This window comes from Brevibacterium picturae (assembly GCF_900105045.1).
Lineage (GTDB): Bacteria > Actinomycetota > Actinomycetes > Actinomycetales > Brevibacteriaceae > Brevibacterium > Brevibacterium picturae.
Window position 1 is genome coordinate 2,371,143 of sequence record NZ_LT629739.1, and the last position, 25,078, is coordinate 2,396,220.

The 25,078-nt window shown below is 64.5% G+C and carries 25 protein-coding genes; 17 read left to right on the plus strand and 8 right to left on the minus strand.

Going from position 1 to position 25,078, the window contains the following annotated elements; translation table 11 throughout:
- From BLT92_RS11050 to BLT92_RS11105, 12 genes are all read left to right on the plus strand, one after another.
- On the plus strand, positions 1-570 hold the full coding sequence (locus BLT92_RS11050; protein ID WP_231938771.1) for a Na+/H+ antiporter subunit E: 570 nt from the start codon (positions 1-3) through the stop codon (positions 568-570).
- On the plus strand, positions 567-1,259 hold the full coding sequence (locus BLT92_RS11055; RefSeq protein WP_092105640.1) for an MrpF/PhaF family protein: 693 nt from the start codon (positions 567-569) through the stop codon (positions 1,257-1,259). Before BLT92_RS11050 ends, BLT92_RS11055 begins: the two co-directional genes overlap by 4 nt.
- Positions 1,256-1,651, plus strand: coding sequence for a monovalent cation/H(+) antiporter subunit G (gene mnhG, locus BLT92_RS11060; protein ID WP_009882262.1), 396 nt, complete (start codon positions 1,256-1,258; stop codon positions 1,649-1,651). The genes BLT92_RS11055 and mnhG overlap by 4 nt, the downstream gene beginning before the upstream one ends.
- Positions 1,641-2,393, plus strand: coding sequence for a response regulator transcription factor (locus tag BLT92_RS11065; RefSeq protein ID WP_092105642.1), 753 nt, complete (start codon positions 1,641-1,643; stop codon positions 2,391-2,393). Before mnhG ends, BLT92_RS11065 begins: the two co-directional genes overlap by 11 nt.
- The gene (locus BLT92_RS11070; RefSeq protein ID WP_092105644.1) at positions 2,390-3,802 is read left to right on the plus strand and encodes a sensor histidine kinase; all 1,413 of its coding nucleotides are present in this window, start codon (positions 2,390-2,392) and stop codon (positions 3,800-3,802) included. Before BLT92_RS11065 ends, BLT92_RS11070 begins: the two co-directional genes overlap by 4 nt.
- A gap of 17 nt (positions 3,803-3,819) precedes the next feature.
- The gene (locus BLT92_RS11075; protein ID WP_231938772.1) at positions 3,820-4,494 is read left to right on the plus strand and encodes a hypothetical protein; all 675 of its coding nucleotides are present in this window, start codon (positions 3,820-3,822) and stop codon (positions 4,492-4,494) included.
- An 82-nt stretch (positions 4,495-4,576) separates the two neighbouring features.
- On the plus strand, positions 4,577-6,598 hold the full coding sequence (locus tag BLT92_RS11080) for a S9 family peptidase (RefSeq protein WP_092105648.1): 2,022 nt from the start codon (positions 4,577-4,579) through the stop codon (positions 6,596-6,598).
- 16 nt (positions 6,599-6,614) lie between these two features.
- Positions 6,615-7,826 (plus strand): N-acetylglucosamine-6-phosphate deacetylase, encoded by a 1,212-nt coding sequence (locus BLT92_RS11085; protein ID WP_231938773.1) that lies wholly within the window; start codon positions 6,615-6,617, stop codon positions 7,824-7,826.
- A 5-nt stretch (positions 7,827-7,831) separates the two neighbouring features.
- The gene (locus BLT92_RS11090; RefSeq protein ID WP_092105652.1) at positions 7,832-8,392 is read left to right on the plus strand and encodes a ferredoxin reductase domain-containing protein; all 561 of its coding nucleotides are present in this window, start codon (positions 7,832-7,834) and stop codon (positions 8,390-8,392) included.
- A gap of 130 nt (positions 8,393-8,522) precedes the next feature.
- Positions 8,523-9,167, plus strand: a complete 645-nt coding sequence (locus tag BLT92_RS11095) for a hypothetical protein (protein ID WP_092105654.1) — start codon at positions 8,523-8,525, stop codon at positions 9,165-9,167.
- 128 nt (positions 9,168-9,295) lie between these two features.
- Positions 9,296-9,829, plus strand: a complete 534-nt coding sequence (locus BLT92_RS11100; RefSeq protein WP_092105656.1) for a copper chaperone PCu(A)C — start codon at positions 9,296-9,298, stop codon at positions 9,827-9,829.
- A complete protein-coding gene (locus BLT92_RS11105; RefSeq protein WP_197679606.1) occupies positions 9,819-11,120 on the plus strand; it encodes a Dyp-type peroxidase in 1,302 nt (433 codons plus the stop codon). The genes BLT92_RS11100 and BLT92_RS11105 overlap by 11 nt, the downstream gene beginning before the upstream one ends.
- 1 nt (position 11,121) lies before the next feature.
- Here BLT92_RS11105 and BLT92_RS11110 read toward each other — a convergent pair whose 3' ends face one another.
- From BLT92_RS11110 to BLT92_RS11130, 5 genes are all read right to left on the minus strand, one after another.
- Entirely contained in the window at positions 11,122-11,694 is a 573-nt protein-coding gene (locus BLT92_RS11110) for a methylated-DNA--[protein]-cysteine S-methyltransferase (protein ID WP_231938774.1), read from the minus strand.
- A gap of 131 nt (positions 11,695-11,825) precedes the next feature.
- Positions 11,826-12,737, minus strand: coding sequence for a glycine betaine ABC transporter substrate-binding protein (locus BLT92_RS11115; protein WP_092105660.1), 912 nt, complete (start codon positions 12,735-12,737; stop codon positions 11,826-11,828).
- Positions 12,738-12,794: 57 nt separating this feature from the next.
- Positions 12,795-13,706 (minus strand): ABC transporter permease, encoded by a 912-nt coding sequence (locus BLT92_RS11120; RefSeq protein WP_092105662.1) that lies wholly within the window; start codon positions 13,704-13,706, stop codon positions 12,795-12,797.
- Positions 13,706-15,031 carry a quaternary amine ABC transporter ATP-binding protein gene (locus BLT92_RS11125; protein WP_092105664.1) on the minus strand — a complete coding sequence of 442 codons (1,326 nt, stop codon included), beginning with the start codon at positions 15,029-15,031 and terminating at the stop codon, positions 13,706-13,708. Before BLT92_RS11125 ends, BLT92_RS11120 begins: the two co-directional genes overlap by 1 nt.
- 372 nt (positions 15,032-15,403) lie before the next feature.
- A complete protein-coding gene (locus tag BLT92_RS11130) occupies positions 15,404-16,204 on the minus strand; it encodes an alpha/beta fold hydrolase (RefSeq protein ID WP_092105666.1) in 801 nt (266 codons plus the stop codon).
- 50 nt (positions 16,205-16,254) lie between these two features.
- On the opposite strand from BLT92_RS11130, the gene BLT92_RS11135 reads away from it, so the two are divergent.
- Positions 16,255-17,169, plus strand: coding sequence for a type I 3-dehydroquinate dehydratase (locus BLT92_RS11135; RefSeq protein WP_231938775.1), 915 nt, complete (start codon positions 16,255-16,257; stop codon positions 17,167-17,169).
- Positions 17,170-17,194: 25 nt separating this feature from the next.
- Here BLT92_RS11135 and BLT92_RS11140 read toward each other — a convergent pair whose 3' ends face one another.
- Entirely contained in the window at positions 17,195-17,494 is a 300-nt protein-coding gene (locus BLT92_RS11140) for a DUF4235 domain-containing protein (RefSeq protein WP_092105670.1), read from the minus strand.
- 197 nt (positions 17,495-17,691) lie between these two features.
- On the opposite strand from BLT92_RS11140, the gene BLT92_RS11145 reads away from it, so the two are divergent.
- Complete coding sequence (locus BLT92_RS11145; RefSeq protein ID WP_092105672.1) at positions 17,692-17,919, plus strand: hypothetical protein; 228 nt, start codon at positions 17,692-17,694, stop codon at positions 17,917-17,919.
- 13 nt (positions 17,920-17,932) lie between these two features.
- Here BLT92_RS11145 and BLT92_RS11150 read toward each other — a convergent pair whose 3' ends face one another.
- Positions 17,933-18,820 (minus strand): aminotransferase class IV, encoded by an 888-nt coding sequence (locus BLT92_RS11150; RefSeq protein ID WP_092105674.1) that lies wholly within the window; start codon positions 18,818-18,820, stop codon positions 17,933-17,935.
- A gap of 68 nt (positions 18,821-18,888) precedes the next feature.
- Complete coding sequence (locus tag BLT92_RS11155) at positions 18,889-19,992, minus strand: VIT1/CCC1 transporter family protein (protein ID WP_092109163.1); 1,104 nt, start codon at positions 19,990-19,992, stop codon at positions 18,889-18,891.
- A 412-nt stretch (positions 19,993-20,404) separates the two neighbouring features.
- Here BLT92_RS11155 and BLT92_RS11160 point away from each other — a divergent pair, with 412 nt between their 5' ends.
- From BLT92_RS11160 to BLT92_RS11170, 3 genes are all read left to right on the plus strand, one after another.
- Complete coding sequence (locus tag BLT92_RS11160) at positions 20,405-22,432, plus strand: M28 family peptidase (protein WP_092105676.1); 2,028 nt, start codon at positions 20,405-20,407, stop codon at positions 22,430-22,432.
- Between the two features lie 143 nt (positions 22,433-22,575).
- The gene (locus BLT92_RS11165) at positions 22,576-23,037 is read left to right on the plus strand and encodes a DUF3817 domain-containing protein (protein ID WP_092105678.1); all 462 of its coding nucleotides are present in this window, start codon (positions 22,576-22,578) and stop codon (positions 23,035-23,037) included.
- Positions 23,038-23,198: 161 nt separating this feature from the next.
- Positions 23,199-24,914, plus strand: coding sequence for a flotillin family protein (locus BLT92_RS11170; RefSeq protein WP_092105680.1), 1,716 nt, complete (start codon positions 23,199-23,201; stop codon positions 24,912-24,914).
- The last annotated feature ends 164 nt before the right edge of the window (positions 24,915-25,078 follow it).

Below are 25,078 nucleotides of genomic sequence, written 5' to 3' on the forward strand. Positions count from 1 at the left end.
ATGACGAAGGGCAGAAGCTTCGTCCAGCAGCTCGTGCTGGTGTTCTTCCTCGTCCTGTTGTGGGTGATGCTCTGGGATTCCGTGTCGCTGATGCACATCATCACCGGCGTCATCCTTGCCTTCGTCGTGACCCGGGTGTTCTACCTGCCGCCGGTGGTGCTCTCCGGTCGGTTCAACATCATCCATGCGCTGAATTACGGACTGTGGTTCCTCTACTCGCTCATCCACGCTTCCGTCGAGGTCGCCTGGTACGCGTTCCGTCCCCGCGCGGTGGGCGCCGGATCGGTCATCGCCTGTGATCTGCGCACAAGTTCGGACCTGCTGATGACGCTCGTGGCCGACACCGCGAGTCTCATCCCCGGGTCGATCATCATCGACAGCGACCGCGCACAGGGCGTCCTGTACCTCCACGTCCTCGACTGTGATTCCGAGGAGAAGATTCTGTCGGCCAAACAGCTCGTTTACCACATCGAAGAGCTGCTCATCAAGGCCGTCGGCTCCCATCGCGACCTCGCCGCGCTGAAGGTCGACCCCGACCCGCTGGCCGACGAAGACGGAGGTGGCCGATGAGTCAGATTGTTCTCGACACCCTCGTCTTCGTGGCGTCGGTCCTGTTGGCCGCCTCGGCGATCATCGCCCTCTACCGCATCGTCCGTGGGCCCTCGATCCTTGATCGCATGATCGCCACCGACGTGGTGCTGGCCTCGATCATGTGCGGTCTGGGTGGGTTCATGGCGCTGTCCGGGCGCACGGATCTCCTGCCCGTGCTCGTCGTGCTGGCGATGCTCGGTTTCGTCGGATCCGTCAGCGTCTCCCGGTACGTGTCCAAGTCCGATTCCATGACCCCCGGCGCCGAGGTGGGCTCACTCAGTGACTTCTCCAGCTTAGACTGGCACATGCCCACGGAGTCGACCGGCGACGGAGAGGGCCAGGACGACGCGAAGACCCGCCCCGTGGAAGAGTCGGAGAACGAGGAGCCGTGGCCCGATGACGTGGCCCGCGGAATCTACGACAGCCCCGACGGTCCCGACGCCATCACCGTTCAGCCAGACGAAGAGCCGGTCACGGTGGGCCTCGACCAAGGAGCCGACCCCGACGCGGGAGCAGCCGGCGAGGGCCTGGGTACCGGACCCGATCCGGGACCGGATGACTCCGACGACGGTGCACGCACCCCGACCGAGACTGACGATGAGGACTCTGCCCGCGAAGCAGACGACGCTGCTCGCGAATCCGACGACGAGGGAGGGGGACGCCGATGATCCTCGACATCATCTCTGCGGTGCTCATCCTCCTCGGCGGGGTGCTGTCCCTGGCTGCGGCAGTGGGCATGCTGCGTTTCGCCGATCTCCTCTCACGCATGCACGCGAGTGCGAAGCCCCAGGTGCTGGGGCTGATCGCGGTTGCCCTGGCGATTGCGCTTCAGTACCCGAACTGGGCGACTGTGACGACTCTGGCGATCATCATCTCCTTCCAGCTCGTCACAATCCCCGTGGCCACGCACATGGTGGGGCGCGCCGGTTATCGCACCAAGCACCTGCGTCGTTCTATGCTGTACCGAGATGAACTCGCCGAGGCGGTCGATCGGGCAGAGGCCAGAGAAGTCGCGTGGGAACGCAGAAAAGGAATCGGAACGGACCACAATGACGGTTGACAATCAGCACGAACCCCAGCCCCTGGTGCTGGTCGCCGATGACGAACCCGATGTCCTCGGCGCCGTCGTCCCCTTCCTCGAACGCTCCGGATTCCGGGTCCTCGCCGCCAGCGACGGCCTGCTGGCCCTCGACGAGATCCACCGGCACAATCCCGACGTGTGCGTCCTCGACGTGCTCATGCCCGGTGCCGACGGCCGACAGGTTCTGCGCCGACTGCGTCAGGAGGAGAACTGGGTCCCGGTTCTGCTGCTGACCCAGGTCGGAGAGGCCGTCGAGCGAGCGATGGCACTCGAAGAAGGCGCCGACGACTACCTCAACAAACCCTTCGACCCGCATGAGCTCGTGGCACGCATCCGCGCAGTCCTGCGCCGTACCCACTCGGACGGACCGCCCTTGGCGACGGCCCCCGTGCTGGTCTCGAGCTTCGGTCTGCGCGTCGATCGTGTGGGCAGACGCGCCTGGATGGGGGCCCGCGAACTGGTCATCACGCCCAAGGGCTTCACCCTGCTGGAGTACCTCATGGTTCACCAGGACGAACTCATCGAACGTTCCCGTCTGCTCGAGATCCTGTGGGGATTCGAGGAGGCTGTGGGCACTCGCGCGGTTGACTCTCGAGTCGCCGAACTGCGACGGGTCCTCGGCGAGGACGCCTCTGAACCCCGGTGGATCGCCACTGTGCAGGGTCGGGGCTATCGCTTCGTCGGTGAGGTCCGAGGCGAAGAGGGCCAGAGGACCCTATGACGAACTTCCTGGTCGTCGAGGTCCAGATCTGGCTGTTCCTGCTTCTGCTGTTCCTTGTGCTGGCAGGCTTGGCCGTTGGTGCGTTCTTCGTCTGGAGATACCTGCGCCGGCGTGAGGCCGCGCTGCGGGAGTCGATCGAAACGGCGGCCAGCGAGGACTCCCTGGCCAAACGCAACCGGATGCTCATCCGGTTGGACCACGAGCTGAAGAATCCGCTGACCGCACTGCGCACCTCGGCCGCGAGCATCCGGGATGTCGTCCGTGAGGGCGGGACGATCGCCGAGGTCGAATCCTCAGCCAAACAGGTCGACGTCTCCTCCCGCCGAGTCGCACGCCTGCTGGCCGACCTGCGCAGACTCGCCGACGTCGAGACCCGCATCATCGATTACTCCCGAGTCGACCTCGATCGGCTCATCCACCAGGCCGTCGAGGACGCATCGACGGCACCGGGCGCCGAGGATCGGATGATCGTGGCCACCGTCGCCCGCGCCCCTTGGCGCCTGCCCGATGTCGCCGGTGAGGAGGATCTGCTGCTCACAGCGATCCTCAACCTGCTGGGCAACGCGCTGAAGTACTCCTCTCAGGCCGAAGTCGTCGAACTGCGTGCCAATGAGCAGATCATCGACAACCATCGGTGGGTCGTCGTCGAGGTGGCCGACACGGGCAGCGGCATTCCGCTGACCGAGCAGGAGCAGGTGTGGGACGAACTCTCACGAGGTTCCCGCGTCCGCGCGGTGGCCGGTTCCGGCATGGGACTGTCCCTGGTCCGAGCGATCGTGACCCGCCACGGCGGCTCGGTGCAGCTGTTCAGCCAGGAGGGTGTGGGCACATCGGTGCGCATGGTGCTGCCGGTCCTCGGCGACGCCGCTCAGGTGACGGTGCCGCCGATGGCCGATCAGGTGGGGCAGGCCGCAGCAGGATCGCATCCGGTCCAACCAGTGCAGCTTCCCGACTCGGGGCAGACACCCGGATTCCTGCCTCCCCGGCAGCCCAATGAGGCCGAGCTTCAGGGACGCATCCTGGGCACTCCGCGGCGGACCTCGAAGCGACGCCTCGAACGCGTCGATGGAAACCTGGTCAACCGTTCGACCGGGCAATCGGTCAGCGGCGGGTTCCCGCCGGACTCCGGACAGCACTCCCAGTTCAAGCCGGGCCCGGGCGTAGGCCGCGGACCAGCAGGCCCACAGTCTGGCCCGCAGCAGCCCTATGGCAGCCAGCCGAGACCACAGCAACATTACGGCAGCCAGCCGGGGCCGCAGCATGCCTGGCCGCAGCAGCCTCAGAGGCCGGCACAGCCCAACTCGGGGCAGCAACCCGGCCCGGGACAGCAGCCCAACTCGGAACAACAAACTGATTCAGCACAGCAGCCGCAGAGTCACCGCGAGCAGCGGCCGGGGAGCGACCGGTGATGTCACACGCTGCGAAGGTGCGAACAGTCGTAGCAGGAGCGGCACTGCTCGGTCTCGTCCTCAGCGGTTGTTCGGCCCTGCAGATCCGCACCGCAGAACGGGATTCGGGACCGGTCCGTGTCGCCGTTCAGGACAAAGCAGGCGAGAGCCCCACCACGGCACCACCCGACGCCGGAATCCCCGACGGGATGAAGGAAGTCTCGGTCAACCTCGGCGCCGAATGTCCGGTCGACATCAGTCTTGCCATGGCAGATGGCTGGTCGGAGGGTTCGGCCACCGACGGGTTCCACTCGTTCTCGCGTGGGACCTCGGTCGCCGAGAACGACGTCGTCCTCATCACCTGCTCCCAAGCCTACGATGAGTCGCCGCAATCGGTGGTTGAGGCGAAGAAGAAGTTCTCGTTCTCAGAGAAGGGGTCCTCGGTGGTCTCCGAACGCACAGGGGGCCTCGCCGCCGGATACTACTGGTCGTTCCAAGGTCTGCTCGGACCGAGCGAGATCTTCGCGATCGACCAGAAGCCGACTTTCATGTATGGGGCCCGGATCGGGTACAGAACCAATGGGCGTCTCGTTGAGATCGGCGTCGAGATGCGCGCTCTCGAATCGGACACGGCAGCGGCGAAGGAGTTCGAGAAGATGCTGCCGACGGTCACCATCGACGACGAAAAGGTTCCCGCACCGAGATTCAAATAGCCGGTGTCGGTGGGTGGACCGTCGTCACAGATCGCGGCAGATTCTGCCTCCCGATCCACGGCGATGATCCTAGGATAGGACTATGACGACCAACGACGCTGTGACCACTCTCCTCGATGCTCGCCGACTGCAGGGCCTCCTGACGAACCGGAGCGGTCGTGTGATCGCCCAGTACTCCTTCCTCAACTCCGACGGCAGTAGCTACCTCACCCACCTTGCCGACATCGGCGGAGACAGTCCTCGGCGCCTCACCCGTGGTGACCAGTCCATCGGCCCGGCCGCGATCGATGAGACAGGAACGATCTACTTCGCGGCCAAACGCATCGGCGAAGACGGCAAGGACGCCCAGAGCCCGAGCCTGTGGGCACTGCCGGAGACCGGCGAGGCGCGCAAGCTCGCCGATCACGAAGATGGCTTCTCCCGGCTCGACGTCAAAGGTCAGACCCTGGTCGCGCAGCTCCCCGTACACACCTGGGCCGCGGATGAGGACGAGCACCAGGAATACAGCCGGGAACGCAGAGAAGCCAAGGTCAGCGGCATCCTCCACTCCGGATTTCCCCTCCGCCGCTGGGACCATGATCTGGGGCCGGGGCGAGAGACCCTCGCGATCGCAGACCTGAACGCTCTCACAGCAGAGTTCGACGAGGAACTCGACGAGGATGACGCACAAGCCGGCACCGGAGTGACCTTCCGCTACCTGCCGTTGCCGGCCGGTCGCCTCGTTGACTGGGCTCTCGACGAGGAGGCACGCTTCGTCCTCGTCCAGATCGAGAAGCCGATCCCCGACCAGCTCGAGGCCAGCGAGATCTGGCAGGTCGACCTGCACAAACACGGTGCTCCCAGGTTGCTGATCGAGGCAGCTGCAGATCATGCGTACGGCATCGAGGCCATCAGCCCCGACGGAACCCGGGCCCTTCTCACACGGGAGCAGTTCTGGACATCGACAACGAATATGTCCGCAGCGCTCATGCTCCTCGACCTCGGCACTGAGTCGCTGAGCCCGGTGTGGGCCGAGGCCGACCACTGGTTCGCCCCCGTCTGGGCCGATGATTCGACGATCGTCGCAACTGCGGACGATCACGGACGGGGCAGTGTCTTCATCGGCGACGTCGACGACGAGCAGCCTCGGCGACTGGTGGGCGGTGAGAGCCAGAAATATGCGTTTGCGGGACTGCAGGTGCAGGGACTGGCGGTCGTGGCGACCGCCTCGGCGATCGACGTCGCGCCTCTGCCCATCGCCATCGATCTGGTCTCTGGCCAGATCAGCGAGCTCGCCAACCCAGCCAGCGTCATCGATGGGGTGGGCACCCTGGCTGAGGTGGCAGCCGTTGGTGACGACGGCACCGCAGTGCGCGCCTGGTTGGCTCTGCCCGAGGGGGAGGGGCCGTTCCCCCTCGTCGTCTTCGCCCACGGCGGACCCTGGGGATCGTGGAACTCCTGGACGTACCGGTGGAACCCGGGACCGTTCACCGCTGCCGGATACGCGATACTGCTGCCGGATCCGGCAATCTCCACCGGCTATGGCCAGTCGATGATCGACCGCGGCCAACAGGAACTGGGCGGGGCACCGTTCACGGACATCCTCGCACTCACGGACGCGGCCATCGAACGGCCCGACATCGACGCCGAGCGCACCGCTCTGGCCGGCGGATCCTACGGCGGATACATGGCGAACTGGGTGGCCGGGCACACCGGTGAGCGGTTTCGGTGCATCGTCACACACGCCTCCCTGTGGAACACGACCTCGATGGGCCGGACCACGGACAACGCCTCCTGGGACGTGGCCATGCGGAAGCAGTCGTCGACCTACTCACCGCACCTGTTCGCCGACCGGATCGAGGTCCCGATGCTCGTCATCCACGGTGACAAGGACTACCGGGTGCCCATCGGACAGGGCCAGGAACTCTGGTACGACCTGCTGACCCGATCGAAGACACCCCTGGACGCAGAGGGGCTGACCCAGCACCGCTTCCTGTACTTCCCCGACGAGGGCCACTGGATCACCGGGCGCGGCAACGCCGAAGTCTGGTACCGCACTGTCCTGGCCTTCCTCGACCTGCATGTCCTCGACATCGACGCCGAGCGCGCCCGCACGCTGGGGTGAAGTCGGAGACGCAACGATGACCACTGAGTACGCCCTGGTGCCCGAGGCAGCGCCCGCGGACACGATCATCCATAACGCTGTCGTCCTTGACGGCAATCCAGCCGACTTCACCGCGGAGCTCGCCGATGATTGGCTCGCCGAGGCGGGTGGGACAGTCATCGCACGCGGCCGCGGTGCGGGCTGGCAAGGCCTGGCCACCTCGGCGACGGTGCGGATCATTAACGCCGAGGGCGCGTACCTGACTCCCGCGTATGTCGACATCCACTGCCACGGGGCTGGCGGCTCCAGCGCCGAGGACGGCGAGGCCGGGCTCGGCGAGGTGCTCGGCGTCCACCGTCGGCACGGAACCCGGGCGCTCGCCCTGTCCTTCGTCTCGGACACCATCGAAGGTCTCTGCGACTCCCTGGCCGCCGGAGCCGGGCTCGTCCGAGACAATCCGAACGTGCTCGGCCTGCATGCCGAAGGACCCTTCCTGTCTCCGGACTTCAAGGGCGCACACGCACCCGAGGTGCTCACCGCACCCACGCCCGAGGCCGTCGAATCGATCCTCGCCGCCGCCGACGGGGCACTGGCCCAGATCACGATCGCCCCCGAACTGCCGGGTGCATTCGATGCGATCTCACGGTTCGCCTCGGCGGGGGTAAGCGTGGCCATCGGACACACCGCGGCCGGCTACGAGGAAGCGGCACGCGCCTTCGACGCGGGAGCGAGCATCCTCACCCACACCTTCAACGCGATGCCGGGAATCCACCACCGAGCACCCGGTCCGATCCTCGCCGCCGTCGAAGCGGGACACGTCACGCTCGAACTCATCAACGACGGTGTGCATGTGGCGCCCGCTCCCGCACGGATGCTGGCGAACCTGACACCGGGGAGGATCGCGCTGATCACCGATGCCATGGCCGCGACGGGCATGGCCGACGGTCGGTACATGCTCGGGACTCTGCCGGTGCAGGTGGAGGACTCCGTGGCACGGCTGCTGAACGAGGACGATACGACCGGATCCATCGCCGGATCGACCCTGACCATGGATGACGCGGTGATGGCAGCGGTGGCCGAGGTGGGCATGAGTCCGCTTGAGGCGGTTCAGGCCGCGAGTCTGGTGCCGTTGCGAGCCCTGGGACGCATCGCCGCTGACGAGCACAGTCTGCTTGGCGTGGGAATGCCCGCGGAGTACCTGCTGCTGAACGCGGACATGAGCATCCAGGCTGAGAACATGGCACGATAGGAGACATGGATGCCCTGCTCCTCATCGACACCGACGACGCCAGCTACACCTCCGACGAGAACGCCGAGATCTTAGTCGACATCGTCGGCCGCACTCGCGCGGTCGGCGGTGTGCTCATCTTCGCCTCGACGAAGGATGAGCTCGTCGACATCGACGATGAGGAACTGTCCATCTTCGTGCCCGACGAGGAGGACCTCGTGCTGCGCTCGGAGAGCCCCGACGTCTTCGAAGGCATCAGCGATCTGGCCCCGGGCCTCCACGACATGGCCATCGACCGCATCGTCATCGCCGGTGGTGACATCACCAGCGAAGACGCAGACGGCGAGGACACTCAGGGCGGTGCGGACGACTCTGACCTCGCCGGTGCACCTGACCCCGCTGATGACGGCGACGTGCCGGGATCCGTGCGAGCCTCGGCGATGGCAGCACTGGTCTGCAACTTCGACGTCATCGTCCTCTCCGACTCAGTGATCGATGCCGAGGGACAGCCGGTGACCTGGCTGGACGAGGCTGAAGACGCCGGTGCGATGATCAAGAAGACCGGCGACACCTGGCTGAGGATGTAGTTCCTTCGGCAATGAGCGATTGGCGTTCTGGCGTCCGCGCCATCATGGTTCTACACTGAGTAGAAGATTTGAGTTCCTTGAGGATCGACCATGATGCCATGCGTGCGGGCAGCCCATTGAGAGGAGGACCATGACCGGATCGAACAAGTCGGTACGTGCTCTCTTCGCCGCGCTCATGACGACCCTGCTGGCTGTGCTCATGCACGTCGGCGCCGGCGGCACGACTTCTCTCCTCGGCATCTCGATCGTCTTCGTCATCGTCCTGTGGGCCGCAATGATCCTCGCCGGCAGGCGGCTCGGATATCTGGCTCTGGGGTCACTGCTCGGCCTGGGCCAGATCCTCATGCACCTGTCGATGGGCTGGTTCACCGCCGCACCCGCCTCCACCGGTGCCTCGACTACCGGAACGGCCATGGGCCACCAGCACATGAATCACGGGACCGGCACCGTGGACCTGGGCCAGACGACGATGTCCCATCCGATGTCGCACATGGCCGGTGACGGGTCGAGTGCGAGTCTGGCTATGGTGGCCGCCCACACCGCAGCGGTCATCGTCACCGCAGTGATCCTCAAACGCGGCGAAGACATCATCCTCACCATCCTGCAGCTAGCGCTGGGGCCGATAGTCACCGCGCTGCGGTCGCTCGTCGAGGCGGTCGGCGTCCTGGCAGAATTCCCTGCCCGACTCGTCCAGGGCGAGTTCCACCTGCCCCAGGCCATCACCTCCGCCGTCGTCGGCCCCAACTACCGACGCGGACCTCCCGCACTCGTCTGAACTCAGAACGTCACCAGCGGCGGATGCACCGCCGAGCCCATACATCATCGGTGACAGCCGAACACCGTCGACGACGAACAGTCGACGGTCGCGTCCGGCTGCACCGACACACTGAAAGTGCAGACGAAATGCGCAAAAACACCACCACCCAGATGGCTGCCCTGTCCGTTGCGGCCATGATCGGGCTCAGCGCCTGTGGCCAGACCCCGGCGAGCGAACCCGAGAAAACGAGCCAGTCACAAGTCAGCGTCGAATCCCTGAGTCTCGACAACGCCTGGGCCAAAGCAGCCGACGAGGGCATGACCGCCGTCTTCGGCGAGCTGAAGAACAACAGCGATGAGGACATCACCCTCGCCGGGGCGAAATACGACGACGCCGATGAGGTCCAACTCCACGAAACGCTCGAGGACAACTCCGGAGGCATGTCGATGCAGGAGAAGAAGGGCGACTTCACGATCCCGGCCGGTGAGTCGCTGAGCCTCAAACCCGGCGGGGAACACATCATGGTCATGGGACTGAAGAAGCCCATCAAACCCGGCGAGGAGATCTCACTGGAACTTGTCACCGGCGATGATCAGACCTTCCCGGTGACCGCCATCGCCAAGGACTACTCCGGGGCACAGGAGACCTACGCACCTGGTGAGGCCGACAGTGACCACTGAGCCGAGCAGCCGTCCTCACGGCTTCAGCCGCCGGCGCCTCATCGCCTCGGCCGCGGCCGGCGGAACAGGAGTCGTCGGTGCCGTCGCGGGATTCGGTGTGGGCCGAGGCGGTGGAGCAGATCGTGCCGAGGCCGCACCGTCACGAGATCTCAGCGGAGCCAACGGGCCGGTGACAGAACCGTTCTACGCCCCTCACCAGGCCGGCATCGAAACCCCACCGCAGGCGCATGCGCACTTCCTGGCGCTGACGCTGAAACCGGGCATCAAGGCCGCCGAGGTGACGCGCTGGCTGAGGCTGCTCACCGCCGATGCCGCAGCCCTAACCCAGGGCAGCGGACCGTTGGCCGACTCCGAACCCGAACTCGCCCACGAGCCGGCGCGCCTGACCGTCACATTCGGATTCGGGCCCGGGCTCGTTGAGCTGGCGGGTGAGAAATCTGTGCCGAAATGGCTGAAACCGCTGGAGAAGTTCCCCATCGATGACCTTGATCCCGAGCGGTGCACCGGGGATCTGCTCCTGCAGATCTGCGGCGACGATCCGCTGACCTTGGCACATGCCCGGCGGATGCTGTTCAAGGATTCCCGAAATTTCGCCGAGGTGGCCTGGCAGAGAGACGGATTCCGCCGTTCCTATGGCAGCCAGGGGGAAGGGCAGACTCAACGGAACCTCTTCGGACAGTTGGACGGGACAGCCAATCCCGGGCCCGGGTCCGAGGACTTCGCCCGCATCATCTGGGGACAGGGCACCCGAGGAGCAGATCCGGTCTTCTCCGCGCACGGGGAACCGCCGGACAACCTCGGCGCGCATCTGCCTGAGTGGATGCGCGGAGGAACAACCTTGGTGCTGCGCGACATCGCAATGAACCTCGACACCTGGGACCAGGCCGATCGGCCGGCCCGCGAGTTCGCGACCGGACGAACGCTCAACACGGGGGCACCGCTGTCGGGTGCCGACGAGTTCGATGTCCCCGACTTCGAGGCGGTCGACAAGCGCGGGCTGACGAAGATTTCGGCGGCCTCGCACGTGGCCCGGGCACGGGACGGTTTCGGTCCCGAGACGCAGATCCACCGGCGCACGTTCAACTACGGAACCGGTGCGGGGGAGGAGGCCGGACTCATGTTCGCCTCGTTCCAGGCCGATATCGACCGGCAGTTTCTGCCGATCCAACGCCGCCTCGCCGAGGTGGATCTGCTCAATGAGTGGACCACGCCGATCGGGTCGACGGTGTGGGCGATCCCGCCGGGAATCAAGGAAGGGGAGTACATCGGGCAGAGCCTCTTCGAGGGCTGAGTCAGAACAGTGCTGGGGGAAGGGCGTCTTCGAACTCGAGCAGCCAACGCTTGGTCCCCAGCGCCGTGCCTCGGCGGCCCCCGGAATAGCCGCCGAGGCCGTCGCTGGCGACGACGCGGTGGCAGGCGATGACCAGCGGCAGGGGGTTCATCCCCATGATGCTGCCGATTCCTCGCGCGTGGATGCCGGTTCCGCTGCGACGGGCAAGCTCGCCGTAGGTGATGGTGGTGCCAGCCTCGACCGTCTCGTCGAGAGCGGTGAGGACCGTTCGCGCGGTCGCGGAGACTGGGCCTAAGTCCAGAGGCAGATCGAAGGTGGTGAGGGCTCCGTCGAAGTATGCGCGCAGTTGCCGCAGCGCTTCTGCAATAAGAGGGTCAGAGGCACCCGTGCCTTGATGGATGCCCGTATCGGACTGATCTGTCCTGTCGTCGGTGGCCTCGTCAGGTTCTGGCCACTCGACACGGATGATGGACTGTCCGTTGCTGGTCACTGCGATGGGACCGACGGGTGTGTCCATTGCGGCCCAGGAGAAGTCATGCTCGGCAAGTTCGACGTGGAAATCATGCGAACTCATGATCATGTGTCTCCTCTCTTAGGGCAAAGCTACCGCATCCTTGCAGTAGAAGACCCTCCATCCCGCAAGATCGAGATGGAGGGTCTTCCGCACGGGCTCAGGAACTCAGAATTGAGTTCCCAAAGCTCGGATCACTTCTCTTCGTCAGGAAGCTCGCCTTCGTAGGCATCAGGGTTCTTTTTGAGCCATTCGGAGATGGCTGCTTCTCCGTCGTCCTCGTACTCGTTGACGACGAGGTCTTCGAGGTCACCGTACTGCTTGTCATCAAGTTTGATCTTGCTGATGTAGTCGGCGGCGTCGGCGAATTCATCGCTGAATCCCTTAGTTGCTGTGAAGTGCAGCTTCTCAGCTTCACCCATGGCACCCTTGGGGTCCTCGAGATCCTTGACCGGGTAGGCGTTGTTGGCCCAGAACGGGCGCCACAGCGTGACGACGATGTCCTCTTCGGCATCGGTGGCGTTGCCGAGTTCGGTGAGCATCGCTGCCGTTGACGAGGTGACGAGTTCGTATTCGTCATCCAAGCCGTACTCGGGGATCATCTTCTTCGTGGCAGCGGTCAGACCGGCGCCGGGCTCGATGCCGATGATCTCTCCGCCGAAGTCCTTGCCCTTGCCTTTGAGGTCTTCGATCGAGTTGATGTCCTTCATGTACTTCGGCACCGCGATGGTGAGGACGGCGTTGTCGTAATACGCGCCGAGGTCTTCGAGCTTGTCTCCGTACTCGTCCATGTACTGTTTGTGCGTGACCTCTGGCCACGACGAGGGGTACATGTCGACGTCGCCGTTGGCGACTCCGGCGTAGAGAACGGCGGCGTCGGCGAACGTCTCTGTTTCGACGTTGTAGCCCATCTTTCCGAGCTGGTCTTCGAGCAGCAGCGAGATGCTCTGACCGTCGGTCCAGCCGGTGACATAGCCGAGCTTGATATCACCCTTGTCTCCGCCACCGCTGCCCTCATCCTTCGAGGCTTCCTGAGAACAACCGGTCATGGCCAGGCCCAGGGCTGCCACTCCTGCGATGAATGTGGTGAGAAATCTTCTTTTCATGGTGTGTTCCTTTTCTCGAGTATTCGACTTCTGATTGTCTGTGACTGCACCGGGCACTCAGGCATTCGCATCGGCCTTTGCGCCCGCAGCCTTGGCCTTGGCGTTGCGATTGCGGAGTGTGGCGATGAGCGAATTCGGGTATTCCTTCGCATTGCCCAGGGCGGCCGTCACGCGGTCGAGGTAGACCGCGATGATGACGACACCGAGTCCGGACTCGACGCCGAGAGGCAGATTCTGGGTGGCGACGGCCTCGACGACGTTCTTGCCCAATCCGTCAGCACCGACGAAGCCGGCGATGACTGCCATGGCCAGAGCGAGCATGATGACCTGGTTGATTCCGGCCATGATCGTCGGTGTGGCCAGGGGCAGTTGCACACCTCGCAGGATCTGGCGAGGGTTCGCGCCGAAGGACTGTCCGGCCTCGACCGTCTCCGAGTCGACGCCGCGAATGCCGAGTTCGGTGAACCTCACGCCCGGAGGCAGAGCAAAGATGACCGTTGATACGAGGCCGGGTACCACGCCGATACTGAAGAAGGTCACGGCCGGGATGAGGTAGACGAATGCGGGCATCGTCTGCATGAAGTCAAGGATCGGTCTGATGATGGCTGAGGCAGTATCGTTCCTTGCTGCCAGGATGCCGACGGGGATCGCGATGATGATTGCTATGACCGCGGCGATGATGATCAGCGCCAGAGTCTCCATCGACGAGACCCATTGATCCATCGTCAAGATGAAGAACAGGGTGATCAGAGACCCCACTGCCATCTGCCAGGATCGCAGGACCCAGCCGATGAGTGCCAGAAGGATCATGATGACCAGCGGATGAAGGTCGACGAGCACGTTCGTGAGCGCGTCGATGAGGAACGTGAAGATGAAAGTGATGAAGTCGAAGAACCAAGCGAGGTTCTCCTTGAGCCAGTCGAAGACGACGTCGACCCAGGCCCCCACCGGGATTCTGATGTTCTCCATTAGAGATCACCCCTGCTGCTCGCGGTTTCGGCTTCTGAGGCATCACCGGTCTCTGCGAGAACCTGGTCGATGATTCCGGTGTCAACTGGGGCAGTCCATTCCACGGCCGTGCTGCCTGCGGACTGGTCGTCGTCGCTGGTCTGGTCGTTGCTCGTTTGATTGCCCAACGCTGCCAGCAGAGTCGCTCGGGGGACGACCCCGACGAGCTGGTCTTCGTCATCGGTCACCGGGACCGGCAGGGGAGATTCTGAGGATGGCAGGAACAACTCGATGAGCAGGTCATCGGGGGACGCCGAGGTTGCCGCCGGCTTGATGATCTCATCGAGCGTCTTGGCGCCTCCGCGAAGGTGGTCGATGCAGTCACGGTCGCTGACGACGCCGAGGAACTTCCGGTGTCGGTCAGTGACATAGACGGCCGAGGCATTGCTTTCACGCATACTGCGCAGGGCGACGCGAGGTCCGTTCTGGTTGGTCACGACCTGGCGAGCCTTCTCCATGACATTGCTCGCTGTCAGCACCCGGGCGCGATCGACGTCATGGACGAACTGAGCCACGTAGTCGTTCGCAGGATCGGTGAGGATCTCCTCCGGTGTGCCGACCTGGACGATGCGACCGTTGCGCATGACCGCGATCCGGTCCCCGAGGAACATCGCCTCATTGAGGTCGTGGGTGATGAAGATGATGGTTTTCTTGAGTTCGCCCTGGAGCTCGACGAGCTGCTCCTGCATCTCGCGGCGAATGAGTGGGTCAAGCGCAGAGAACGCTTCGTCCATGAGCAGGATGTCGGTTTCTGCTGCAAGCGCTCGGGCGAGGCCCACACGCTGCTGCATGCCGCCGGAGAGCTGCTCGGGGTATTTGTCTCCCCAGCCGTCGAGGCCGACGGCTTTGAGCCAGCGGTCCGCAGCTTGGTCGCGTTCCACCTTGGCCGTTCCGCGGATCTCCATCGCGTAGGCGGCGTTGTCGCGAACCGTGCGGTGTGGCAGCAATGCGAAGTGCTGGAACACCATTGAGACGTGGTCGGTGCGGACCTTGCGCAGAGCGGCCGCATCGATCGAGGCGATATCGGTGCCCAAAACCTCGACGGAGCCGGCCGTCGGCGACCACAGCCCGTTGAGCGTGCGGATCAGAGTTGATTTGCCCGATCCGGACAGGCCCATGACGACGAAGATCTCGCCGGCCTCGACTTCGAAGCTGGCATCGATGACTGCTGCTGTGCCGAGTTTTGTCAGATCATCCCGGTCGGCACCTTCTTCGAGGCGCTTGACGACCTCGTTCTGGCGCTTGCCGAAGACTTTGTAGACGTTTGACGCTTTGACAACGCTCACGTGTTTCCTCCTTACATTCTTGACTCTCCGCAAGAACGAGAGGCTTCACCCCCGATTCTGCGATCCGGCGGTGGCTATCGATCCGAACAGGGTCGATCGCACACTCGCCTCACCGCACACGGATATCTCACTCCTCATTGTAGATTTGTTCAGCGATTACGCTATGAGTCATGTCGAGACATCGCGGGGTTTTGGGTCAGACTAGCCCTCTGACCTGGAGTGATGTAGAACTATGCGTTACTTGATTGTTACAAACTCGGGTTGAGGCAGATGGGTGTGTCCTTATCCGTTTTGTTACATTATGTGGATCCTTGATGCTGATCGCTCCAATCCGCACGACCAGGGCATGCGCCGGAGTCCAGGAGGCGGTACTCAGGAAACGTCGTGCAGGAAGCCGATGATCTCGGGGGTGACCGCCTCGGCGAACTCTTCGAAGAAGCCATGCCGACCGCCAGGGCAGATGAGGATCCGGGAGTCCGGGATGCGCTCATGCAGCAGGCCGGCGTTCTCGACCGGGTTCATGAGGTCATCGTCGCCGTGGACGATGAGCGTCGGTGCCGCGACCTCCGGGAGTCGTTCCCAGGCATTGTGGCCGGCGCTGATGCGCAGATGAGCCGCAGACTCCTGGGTGGTCATCGTGTCGTCGCCGAGCAGTTTGCTGTACCTGGCGGCGACAGTCCAGTTCGGGGTGTAGAACAGCGAGAACAGGTACTGGGTGTGTTCGCGACCGCGCAGACGTGCCAAGGACTGGCCCACCTCACGCGGGCGTTTGACGGACTTCGGTCCTCCCGGCGTGGTGCACCCCAGAACCAGGGCAGCGACCCGGGCGGGGAAGTCCAACGCCAGCATCTGGGCGATGCGCCCGCCCATCGACGTTCCGTAGACGGCAGCGCGAGTGATGCCCAGATGGTCGAGGACCTCGACGGCATCGGCGGCGAAGCTGGCAGTTGAGAGCTCGGTCAGTTCGCTCCGACTGCCGCCGGTGCCGCGATAGTCGAAGGTGATGGTGCGAAACTGCGGTTCGAAGTCCGAGCGCAGTTCGTCCCACCATTCGTGGGAGTTCGCCTGTCCCTGGAGGAGAAGCAGGGCCGGTGCCTCGGGTGGGCCGCTGACCTGGATTGTGAGCGGGAATCCGTCTCGGGCAGTGATGGTGAGCTGGTGCCTGGTCTCCACGTGCTGTTCCTCTTCGCTGGTGCGCAGGCCCCAGCGCCTAGGCTGGGGTCATGAAGCAATTGCCGTTCCTCAATGATGCCGCAGACCGCCGGGGCGCCGACGATTCGTCCACCTCGGCTGCGATCCCGGCGGCGACTCCTGTAGCGGCCGATCCGCGGCGTCCGGCCATCATCGTTCCCGTCCAGGTGACCTCGCCTGAGGAGATCGCAGCGCAGTGCAGCGCCATCGCCGAGACCGGAGTCGTCGACGTCATCGAATGGCGCATCGATCCCGTGATCGCGAGTATCGCTGATGAGGGGAGCAGGGGTTCCGACGCTGCTGAGTCGCAGGCGCTCGCCGAGGCGATTCTGGGCTTGGCCGTGCACGTGAGAAGGGCGGGGCTTCCGGTTCTCATCACATTGCGGACGGGCTTCGAAGGTGGAGTCGCTGATGTGAGCGAAGGGGGTTACGCAGAGATCCTCACGAGGATCGTCACCGGACTGTCCGGGCCGCCGACGCCGACCACAGCGGCAGCACCGACCACCACCACCGCAACGCCGGCACTCACGTGGGCGCTCGATGTCGAGATCGAGCGCAGTCAGGCAGCGGACCTCATCGACACGGCGCACAACCATGGCATTTCGGTGGTGGCCTCACACCACAATTTCGCCGGGACGGACTCGGCAGAATCGCTGGCGGCCACGTTCACCACAATGGCTGGCAGCGGCGCAGATGTGGCGAAGATTGCCATGATGCCGCAGACCCACGCCGATGTCACGGAGCTGCTGCGGGTCACCGCGCAGGCGGATGAGGTCGTGGAGATTCCCGTGCTGGGCATCTCCATGGGCCGGTTGGGCAGGACCAGCCGGGTTATGGGCGGCGATTTCGGCAGCTGCGCGTCGTTCGCGCAGCTAGCTCAGTCGTCGGCACCCGGCCAGATCGCTGTCACGGACCTGGCCGGGATCTTCGACCGACTCTACGGTTGAGCGGACCGACTCTACGGTTGAGCGCTCAGTCGACGTCTTCTTCGAGCGGCTTGCGGAACTTCTTGGGCAGAGCCTCGTCGCCGAAGCCGTTGCGCACGGTGGTGGCGGCGATCCGCTGAGCGACGAGCCGCGCCACTGCGACGCCGACACCCGAGACGATGGTCCAGGCCAGAGCCTCAGACATCGAGATGTCGTCATCGACGGGATTGTTCGGTGCGGGGCGTTTGGTCGACTTCTCCCATACGAAGGTCAACGCCTTGCGAGCCACGAAGGTTGCCGCAATGGGCGCTCCGACGCCGATGACCTGCCAAGCGAGCTTTCCCATGCTCGTGTCCTTTCGTTAGACGTTGTGCCTGCGACGCTGTTGCGCCGCGCAGATGTCGCTGGGTAGCGAATCCGTACGGGACCACACTAGCGCAGGAGGCGCCCACGTACGCAGGAGGCAGAATTTCATACTTTCGAGGGATGCGCGGTGCCCGGATGACCGATAGATTGAGTCATCAGCGCACGAGGGGAGCAGGAATGCTCAGCAAATGGAAAGTCACGGTCGTCACCGGGCTGTTCGTCGTCAGTGCGCTGAGCTTCTTCCTCGGCCTCTTCCCGCTGTTCGCCGACATCTTCTGGATCCTGTGGTTCATCGGGTGTGGGGCGTGCATCCTCGCGCTGGTTCTCACGGTGGTCGTGCCGACATACCGCGCCGTCGCGGATCGCCCTGCAGTGAATGCCTCGGCGACTGATGCTGGGGCCTGACCGGCCGATGGCGTCAGCCGGCCATGATCAGCGTCTGAAGCCGCGCTGTCAGGTCCTCATCCCGCTTGATCGGGTTCCCGTCCAGCTGGTTCAGCGTCACGGCCGTGCGCATTGAGGACACGTACCACGCGCCATCGGCATCGATGACCTCGCTCAGGCCGAAGTCCGCGTATTCGGCTGTGAGCCCGAGCTCCGCGGCATGGTCGAAGACCAGGCGTTGGGTTGTGCCCGAGAGTAGGCCCGCCTCCGGGGCGGGCGTGAGGAGGCGATCGCCTCGGCGAATGATGAGGTTGGATGTCGGGCCCTCGAGGACGATGCCGTCGTGGGAGACGAACAGGGCTTCATCGGCGCCCTGCTCCGCCGCGTACCGACCGGCGGCTTGGTTGACCGCATAGGACAGTGTCTTGGCTCCGATGAGCAGCCAGGGCGCCTTGCTTCCGAGGTAGGCGTCGTATCCGCGATCGAGGCTGACGGCGCTGATGCCCTGGGCCCGTGCTCGGGTGATCGTGTCATCGACGGGAACGTTGAAGGCCCACCCTCGCGGGCTCTGGCTTCCGTCCGGGTTCTGGGTTCCGCGTGAAAGCGCGTAGCGGACGCCGAACTCGGTGCTGGACGGGTCGGCGGCGCGCACCTCGGCGATGACGGTCTCGAGGGCTCGGTCCCACAGATCCGGGTCCGGTTCGGGCAGTCCCAGCGCTGAGGCGGATGAGCAGAACCGTGTGAAGTGGCGATTGCGATTCACCACGGTCACGTCCGAGCCGCCGAGGCGGACGAGAACGGTTTCGAAGATGCCGTCGCCGCGATGGGCCGACAGATCTGTGACGGGCAGGTGTGGCGCGCCGAGGTCAGACACCTCGACGGTGGACGCGGCAGGGTCGATGAGGACAAGAGCATCTGTCATACCGACAGTCTAGGTTCCCTTCAGTGTGGCAGTCGGGCTGCAGGGTGCCGATCGGGCGGCAGCCTCGATCAGCCGGTGCTGACGCCGAAGAGGAGGCCGAGCAGACAGGTCACGGCCGCCGCACCGAATCCGATGGCGAGCTGGCGCAGCGCACGTGGTCCCGGGGCGGTTCCGGAGAGCAGGCCGACGGTGCCGCCGGTGAACAGGAGCGCGATGCCGACGAGTCCGGCCGAGAGGATCACGGCGGGCAGGCCCGACATGCCGAAGATGTAGGGGAGGATCGGGATGAGCGCGCCCGAGGAGAAGAAACCGAAGCTCGACAGCGCTGCGCCCAGGCCGGTCCCCAGCTCGTCGCGGTCGACGCCCGAATCAAGGGCGGGCAGCTGAGGCGATTTCTCGTTCTTGGCCGCCGCGATCGTCTTATGGGCACGAGCGTCGGCCTCGGGGGAGTCCATGCCCCTGGCGCGGAAGACGAGCGCGAGCTCGTTGGCGTCGATGTTGAGATCGGCCAGCGCGTGGCGTGATTCGGGGTCCGGGGTCGAGGCATCGAGGAGTTCGCGCTGGGACCGCACGGAGATGTACTCCCCGGCGCCCATCGACAGGGCCCCGGCGAGCAGGCCGGAGACGCCGGTGAGCAGGATGACATGGTTGCCCACTCCCGCGGCTCCGACCCCGAGGACGAGTGCGAGGTTCGACACGAGTCCGTCGTTGGCGCCGAAGACCGCGGCGCGGAAATTGCCGGACAGGCGGGCGCGGGAGCGGGCGGCGAGAGCGCGGACGACCTCGGCGTGGATCCGTTCGTCGGCGGCCATCTCAGCCGATGCCGCCTCGTCGTCGTCATAGGGCGAGCTCGTCTCCGACTGCTGAGCCAGAGCGAGGACGAAGACCGATCCGAACAGCCGGCCCAGGAACGCGAGGCTCAGGGTGATCAGGTCGGGGGCGCGCTTCTTCTCGGCACGCTCGCCGAGGAGGTCGATCCAATGCTCCTGATGTCGGGATTCGGCTGTGGCCAGGGCGAGGAGAATCTCCCGATCCTCGCCGGAGCGACGTTCGGCCAGATCGCGGTAGACGCGCTCCTCGAGCCGCTCGTTGGCAAGGTATCGCTGCCAGCGTCTGATTGTCCTTCGATCGGGCTCATGCCGCTCGTCGGGGACCGTTGCTTCGTTGTTCATCACTGGTCGGATTCTACTGTGAGTAGGCGATTGAATTCAACACTTGCGCAATCGACTAAGTATCGGTTGTTATCGTTTCGTTACCTCAGACCCCCGGATGATGGACTAGATTAAAGCTCAATGTGAGTTGTGTCACCGTTTCGTTATAGATGCATGTATTTCGTTACCAATGGCGAAGACATTGCGAAACGTGAGAATCAAGCTTCCCCTTGAGCTCGACAGTCTGGCACCGCTGCTGCAGTGAATTTCTGGCGGCGTCGGTGCCTCCGGTTCGCGCTCAACTGTTCGTGTGCTGCGATGACCCGTGGGTGACGTTCGGTCGATGGCCGAACGCGGTCAGAGATGCCCGCTCGCAGGCCTATGCGCAGAACAGTGATGGTTCGTCTGGCACCTGAGGAGTGAAAGGAACTCTATGAAGTTGCCCACCAAAACATGGTTGGCGGTCACCGCTGCCGCCGGTCTGGCTCTCGGCGGATTCAGTCCGGCGATGGCGGCCGGAAACGCGGGACCGACCGAGCATACCGATATGGGCGTCACGGGCGACGCCGTGATGGAACATCTGCAGGAGATCTCCGATATCTCGACCTCTCATTCCGATGAGGGCTTCCGGGCGTTGGGGACTCCGGGCTACGAAGAGGCTGTTGAGTACGTCGAACAGACGCTTGAGGCCACCGGCGCCTTCGACGTCGAACGGCAGGCCTTCGAGGTTGAGAATCAGACGTTCGGCGAGGTCGCTGTCAGCGTTGACGGCGAGGAGCTCGAGGTCACCCCGGCCAGCTACACCGAAGGCACCGAAGAGCCGCTGGCTGACCTGCCGGTGGCGCTGCCGGTCGATGACGACTACAGCGACCTGGCCGGCGGTCAGCTCGGCTGCGCGGCCAGCGATTTCGACGACAGCGCCGAGGGCGCACTCGTCCTCGTCGCACGCGGCACCTGTTCCTTCGGAGAGAAGACCCAGGCGGCCACCGATGCCGGAGCCGCAGCGGTCATCCTCTACAACAACGACACCTCCGCACCGGATGAGACCCTCAACGCCACCCTCGGCGAACGCGTCGAGAACGGTGCGCCCACCGTCGGTGTCAGCTACAACATCGGCAACGACCTGCTGACCAAGATCGAAGGTGCTGCCGAGGGTGAGCCGCTGCTGGCGGACTTCACCCTCGAGACCGAATACACCACCTCGACGACCTGGAACGTCATTGCCGAGACCAAGGCCGGCGATCACGACAACGTCCAGATGTTCGGTGCTCACCTCGATGGTGTCCCCGAAGGGCCGGGTGTCAATGACAACGGTTCCGGGTCGGCCGCACTGCTGGCCAGCGCCGAGGCTCTGGCCGAGCAGCCGACCGAGAACGACAACGCCATCCGCTTCGGCTGGTGGGGTGCAGAAGAGGTCGGGCTCGTCGGTTCGGCCCATTACGTGGAGAGCCTCAGCGAATCAGAGGTCGCGAAGGTCAAGTCGTACATGAACTTCGACATGATCGGATCCGACAACTACATCGTCGGCACGCTCGACTCCGACGGCTCCGACGTGCCGATCCCCGACGGGGTCGAGGTGCCGGAGGGCTCGGCTGAGCTCGAGAAGGTCTTCACCGACTACTTCGACACCCAGGACCAGAAGAACATCGGCACCGAATTCTCCGGCCGCTCCGATTACCAGGCGTTCATGCTCGCCGGCATCCCCGCCAGCGGACTGTTCTCCGGGGCTGATGGAACGAAGACGGAGCAGGAGGCCGAATGGTTCGGTGGAACCGTCGGAGAGAAGCACGACACCAACTATCACCAGCCCACCGACACGATCGAGAACGTGAGCAAGGAGTCCATCGACATCTTCGCTCCGGCCATCGGCTATGCGGTACACACCCTCGGCTACGACCTCAGCGAGGCACCCGAACCGACCGATCCTCCGACCACGCCACCGACGGACCCTCCCACGGAAACACCGACGGACGATCCGACAGAGGCGCCGACGGACGATCCCACGGAGGCGCCGGACGAGCGGAGTCTGAGCATCGACCCGACGACGATCGCCCAGGACGACTTCGTCGGTGAGCGGGGCGTGCAGGTAGCTGCCACCGGGTGCACCCCGGAGACCACCGCCACAATGACGGTCGATCCGCAGAACGGCAAGATCGAGAAGTTCGAACAGACCGCGACGGCTGATGCCGAATCCGTGGCCAAGTTCGGAGTCCGCGGCCTCGATGAGACTCTGGCTGCAGATTATGTCGGCACCTACGACGTCACTGTCGATTGTGACGGCGGAGACCCGCTGACCGGTTCCTTCGAGGTCGTCGCCGAGGGTGATGGCCCGGGCGCCGGTGATGGCGGGGGAGACCTGCCGCGAACCGGTAACGAGGCATTGCCTCTGGTGATCTCGGCCGGAGCGCTCATCGTGCTCGGCATCGCCATGACCATGGGAGCTCGCCGCCGTAGGGCCTGAGCATCCCCCGAACGCCACGCGGGCCGGTGACCGAATGAGGTCGCCGGCCCGCGCGGCCATTCACCCGCCGAGGTGAGACTCTCCCGCTCAGTCGGTGGAGGCCTTCAGCACCCGCTCATCCGAATCGGGCACAATGGTCTTCTGTGACTCCCAAACTCTTCTTCAAGATCTTCGCCATCGCGGAGACCATCACCTGGTCGCTGCTCATCATCGGCATGATCCTCAAATACGTCACCAAGACGACCGAGATCGGTGTGCGCATCGGCGGCGGGATCCATGGCTTCGTCTTCATCTGCTTCGTCATCGCCGTCATCGGCGTCGGAACCTCGCAGCTGTGGAGCAAGAAGCGCATCGCCACGGGGCTGGGCTCGGCAATCATCCCCTACGCCACGATCCCCTTCGAGGTCTCCGTGGCCAAGGCCGGGGCGCTTGAGGGCGACTGGGGCCTGGGCGCGAACGGGCGGACCCCGCGGAACTGGTTCGAGAAGCTCACCTCCTGGGCGATCCGCTCACCGTGGCTGGCTATCGGAGTGGGAATCGTCGTCGTCATCGCCATCTTCAGCGGACTGCTGCTGGCCGGCCCTCCCGGCGACTGGGGCAAGTGAACGGCAGGGCCGCCTCGGCGATGAACTGACGTCAGGGGTCAGCCGCCTCGGCGATGGACGACTCTGTGCAAGGCTGGGGGTCTGGCCTAGGATGATGGCAACGGGCCCGATATGAACCGCCGGCCCTCCACGAACATCTTCGAGTAATGGAAGGCCCACTGATGGACCTGCTTCTCGGCGCTGTAGTCATCGGCGTCATAGTCATTATCGCCCTGATCGCATTCTTCGTGATCATGCGCTCGATCAAGATCGCCTCCCCCTCGGAAGCGCTCATCATCACCGGTCGCAACGTCAGCAGTTCGGGTGGTACCGGCCGCATCATCATCGGCGGTCGCTCGGTCGTCTATCCGATCGTCCAGAAGGCATTCATCCTTTCGCTGTCGTCACGCCAGATCGCAGTGGCCATCGACGGAATCTCGATGAATGGCATCGCATTGCGCCTGCACGGAGTCGCACAGGTCAAGGTCGGCGGCACCGAGGAGGACGTGCGCAAGGCCGCACAGCGCTTCCTCGACCAGCAGGACCAGATCGAGCCCTACAGCACAGAGATCCTCTCCGGAACGCTGCGCGCCGTCGTCGGTACGCTGACCGTCGAGCAGATCATCCAGGACCGCGCTTCCTTCGCGGCCCAGGTGCAGGAAGAGTCCGCGCACTCGATGAACAACCAGGGCCTGGTCATCGACACGTTCCAGATCTCCGCCGTCGAGGACGAGGGCAGCTACCTGAAGGATTGGGGTCGCCCGCAGGCGGCCGAGGTCGCGAAGAACGCCGCCATCGCCGAGGCGAATGCCAGTCGTGCATCGTCGGTCGAGGAAGCGCAGCAGAACGAGTCCACCCAGAAGCAGCAGGCTCTGACCGATCAGGCCATCGCCGAACAGCAGCAGCAGCTCGCCCTGCGCCGTGCGGCGCTGAAGGAGGAGGCGGACCAGCGTCAGGCGACCGCCGACAACGCAGGCCCGTTGGCGAACGCGGCCGAGAAGCAGAAGCTGCTCGAACGCGACCGCGTCGTTGCGAAGGAAGCCGCGGAACTGCGTGCCGAACAGCTCGATGCCGAGGTCAGGCGCCCTGCCGACGCGGAGCGTTACCGCCAGCAGGCAGACGCCGATGCGCGCGCCTACGATGTCGAAGCTCAGGGTCGGGCCGAAGCTGCGGCTGAGCTGCACCGTCGGTCCAAAGACGCTGAGGCCATTCGTCTTGAGGGTGAGGCCCAGGCCGACTCGATCAGGGCCCGTGGCGAGGCAGAAGCCGAGGCCCTCCAGGCTCAGGCCGAGGCCTACAAGAAGTTCAACGATGCCGCTGTGCTGTCGAAGGTCCTCGAGGCCCTGCCGAACATCGCCGGCGAACTCGTCGCCCCATATGCGAACATCAAGGATCTTTCGATCGTGTCGACCGACGGAGAGTCCAAGCTGGCGAATTCGGTGTCGAACAACCTGGCTCAGGTTCTCGAGGTCGTGCGCGGGACCACCGGCATCGACCTCGGGGATCTGGTCGGCAAGGCTCAGACCCAGGGCGGATCGAAGGGCTTCGGCCGCTCTGGGAACTTCGCCGAGACCGGAGATGGCTCGACCACAGTCGACGACTCGGGTGGCTTCGCCGGTACAAACAGCGGTGACGATGACGCAGACCACGGTGGTCAGGTCGTCGAAGGTCAAGTCTCAGAGGGGCGAGGTTCCAAGGGGCATGGCTCGATAGGAAACTTCGACCCGAAGGACTACCTCGACGAGAACGGGGAACTCGACCTCACCCACATCGGTGATGACGTGAAGAAGGCCACCGGAATCGACGTGCAGTCCTACATCGCCGAGGCGCTGCGCCGACGCGACGGCCGTGACGGCGATTCGGACGGTTCGGGTTCGGACGGCACCGAGGAGAAGTAGCCTCCCGTGTGATCCACATGCACTGAAGCTCCGGGGCGATCCCCGAGCCATGTGCAGGATGCGTACGTGTTCGGCAGATTCTGCCGGGCACGTACGCATCCTGCATCTGGTCCCTTTTCCTGAGCTCCGCCTCATCGTCGGGTCTGCCTTGTGCGGCCGCCCGG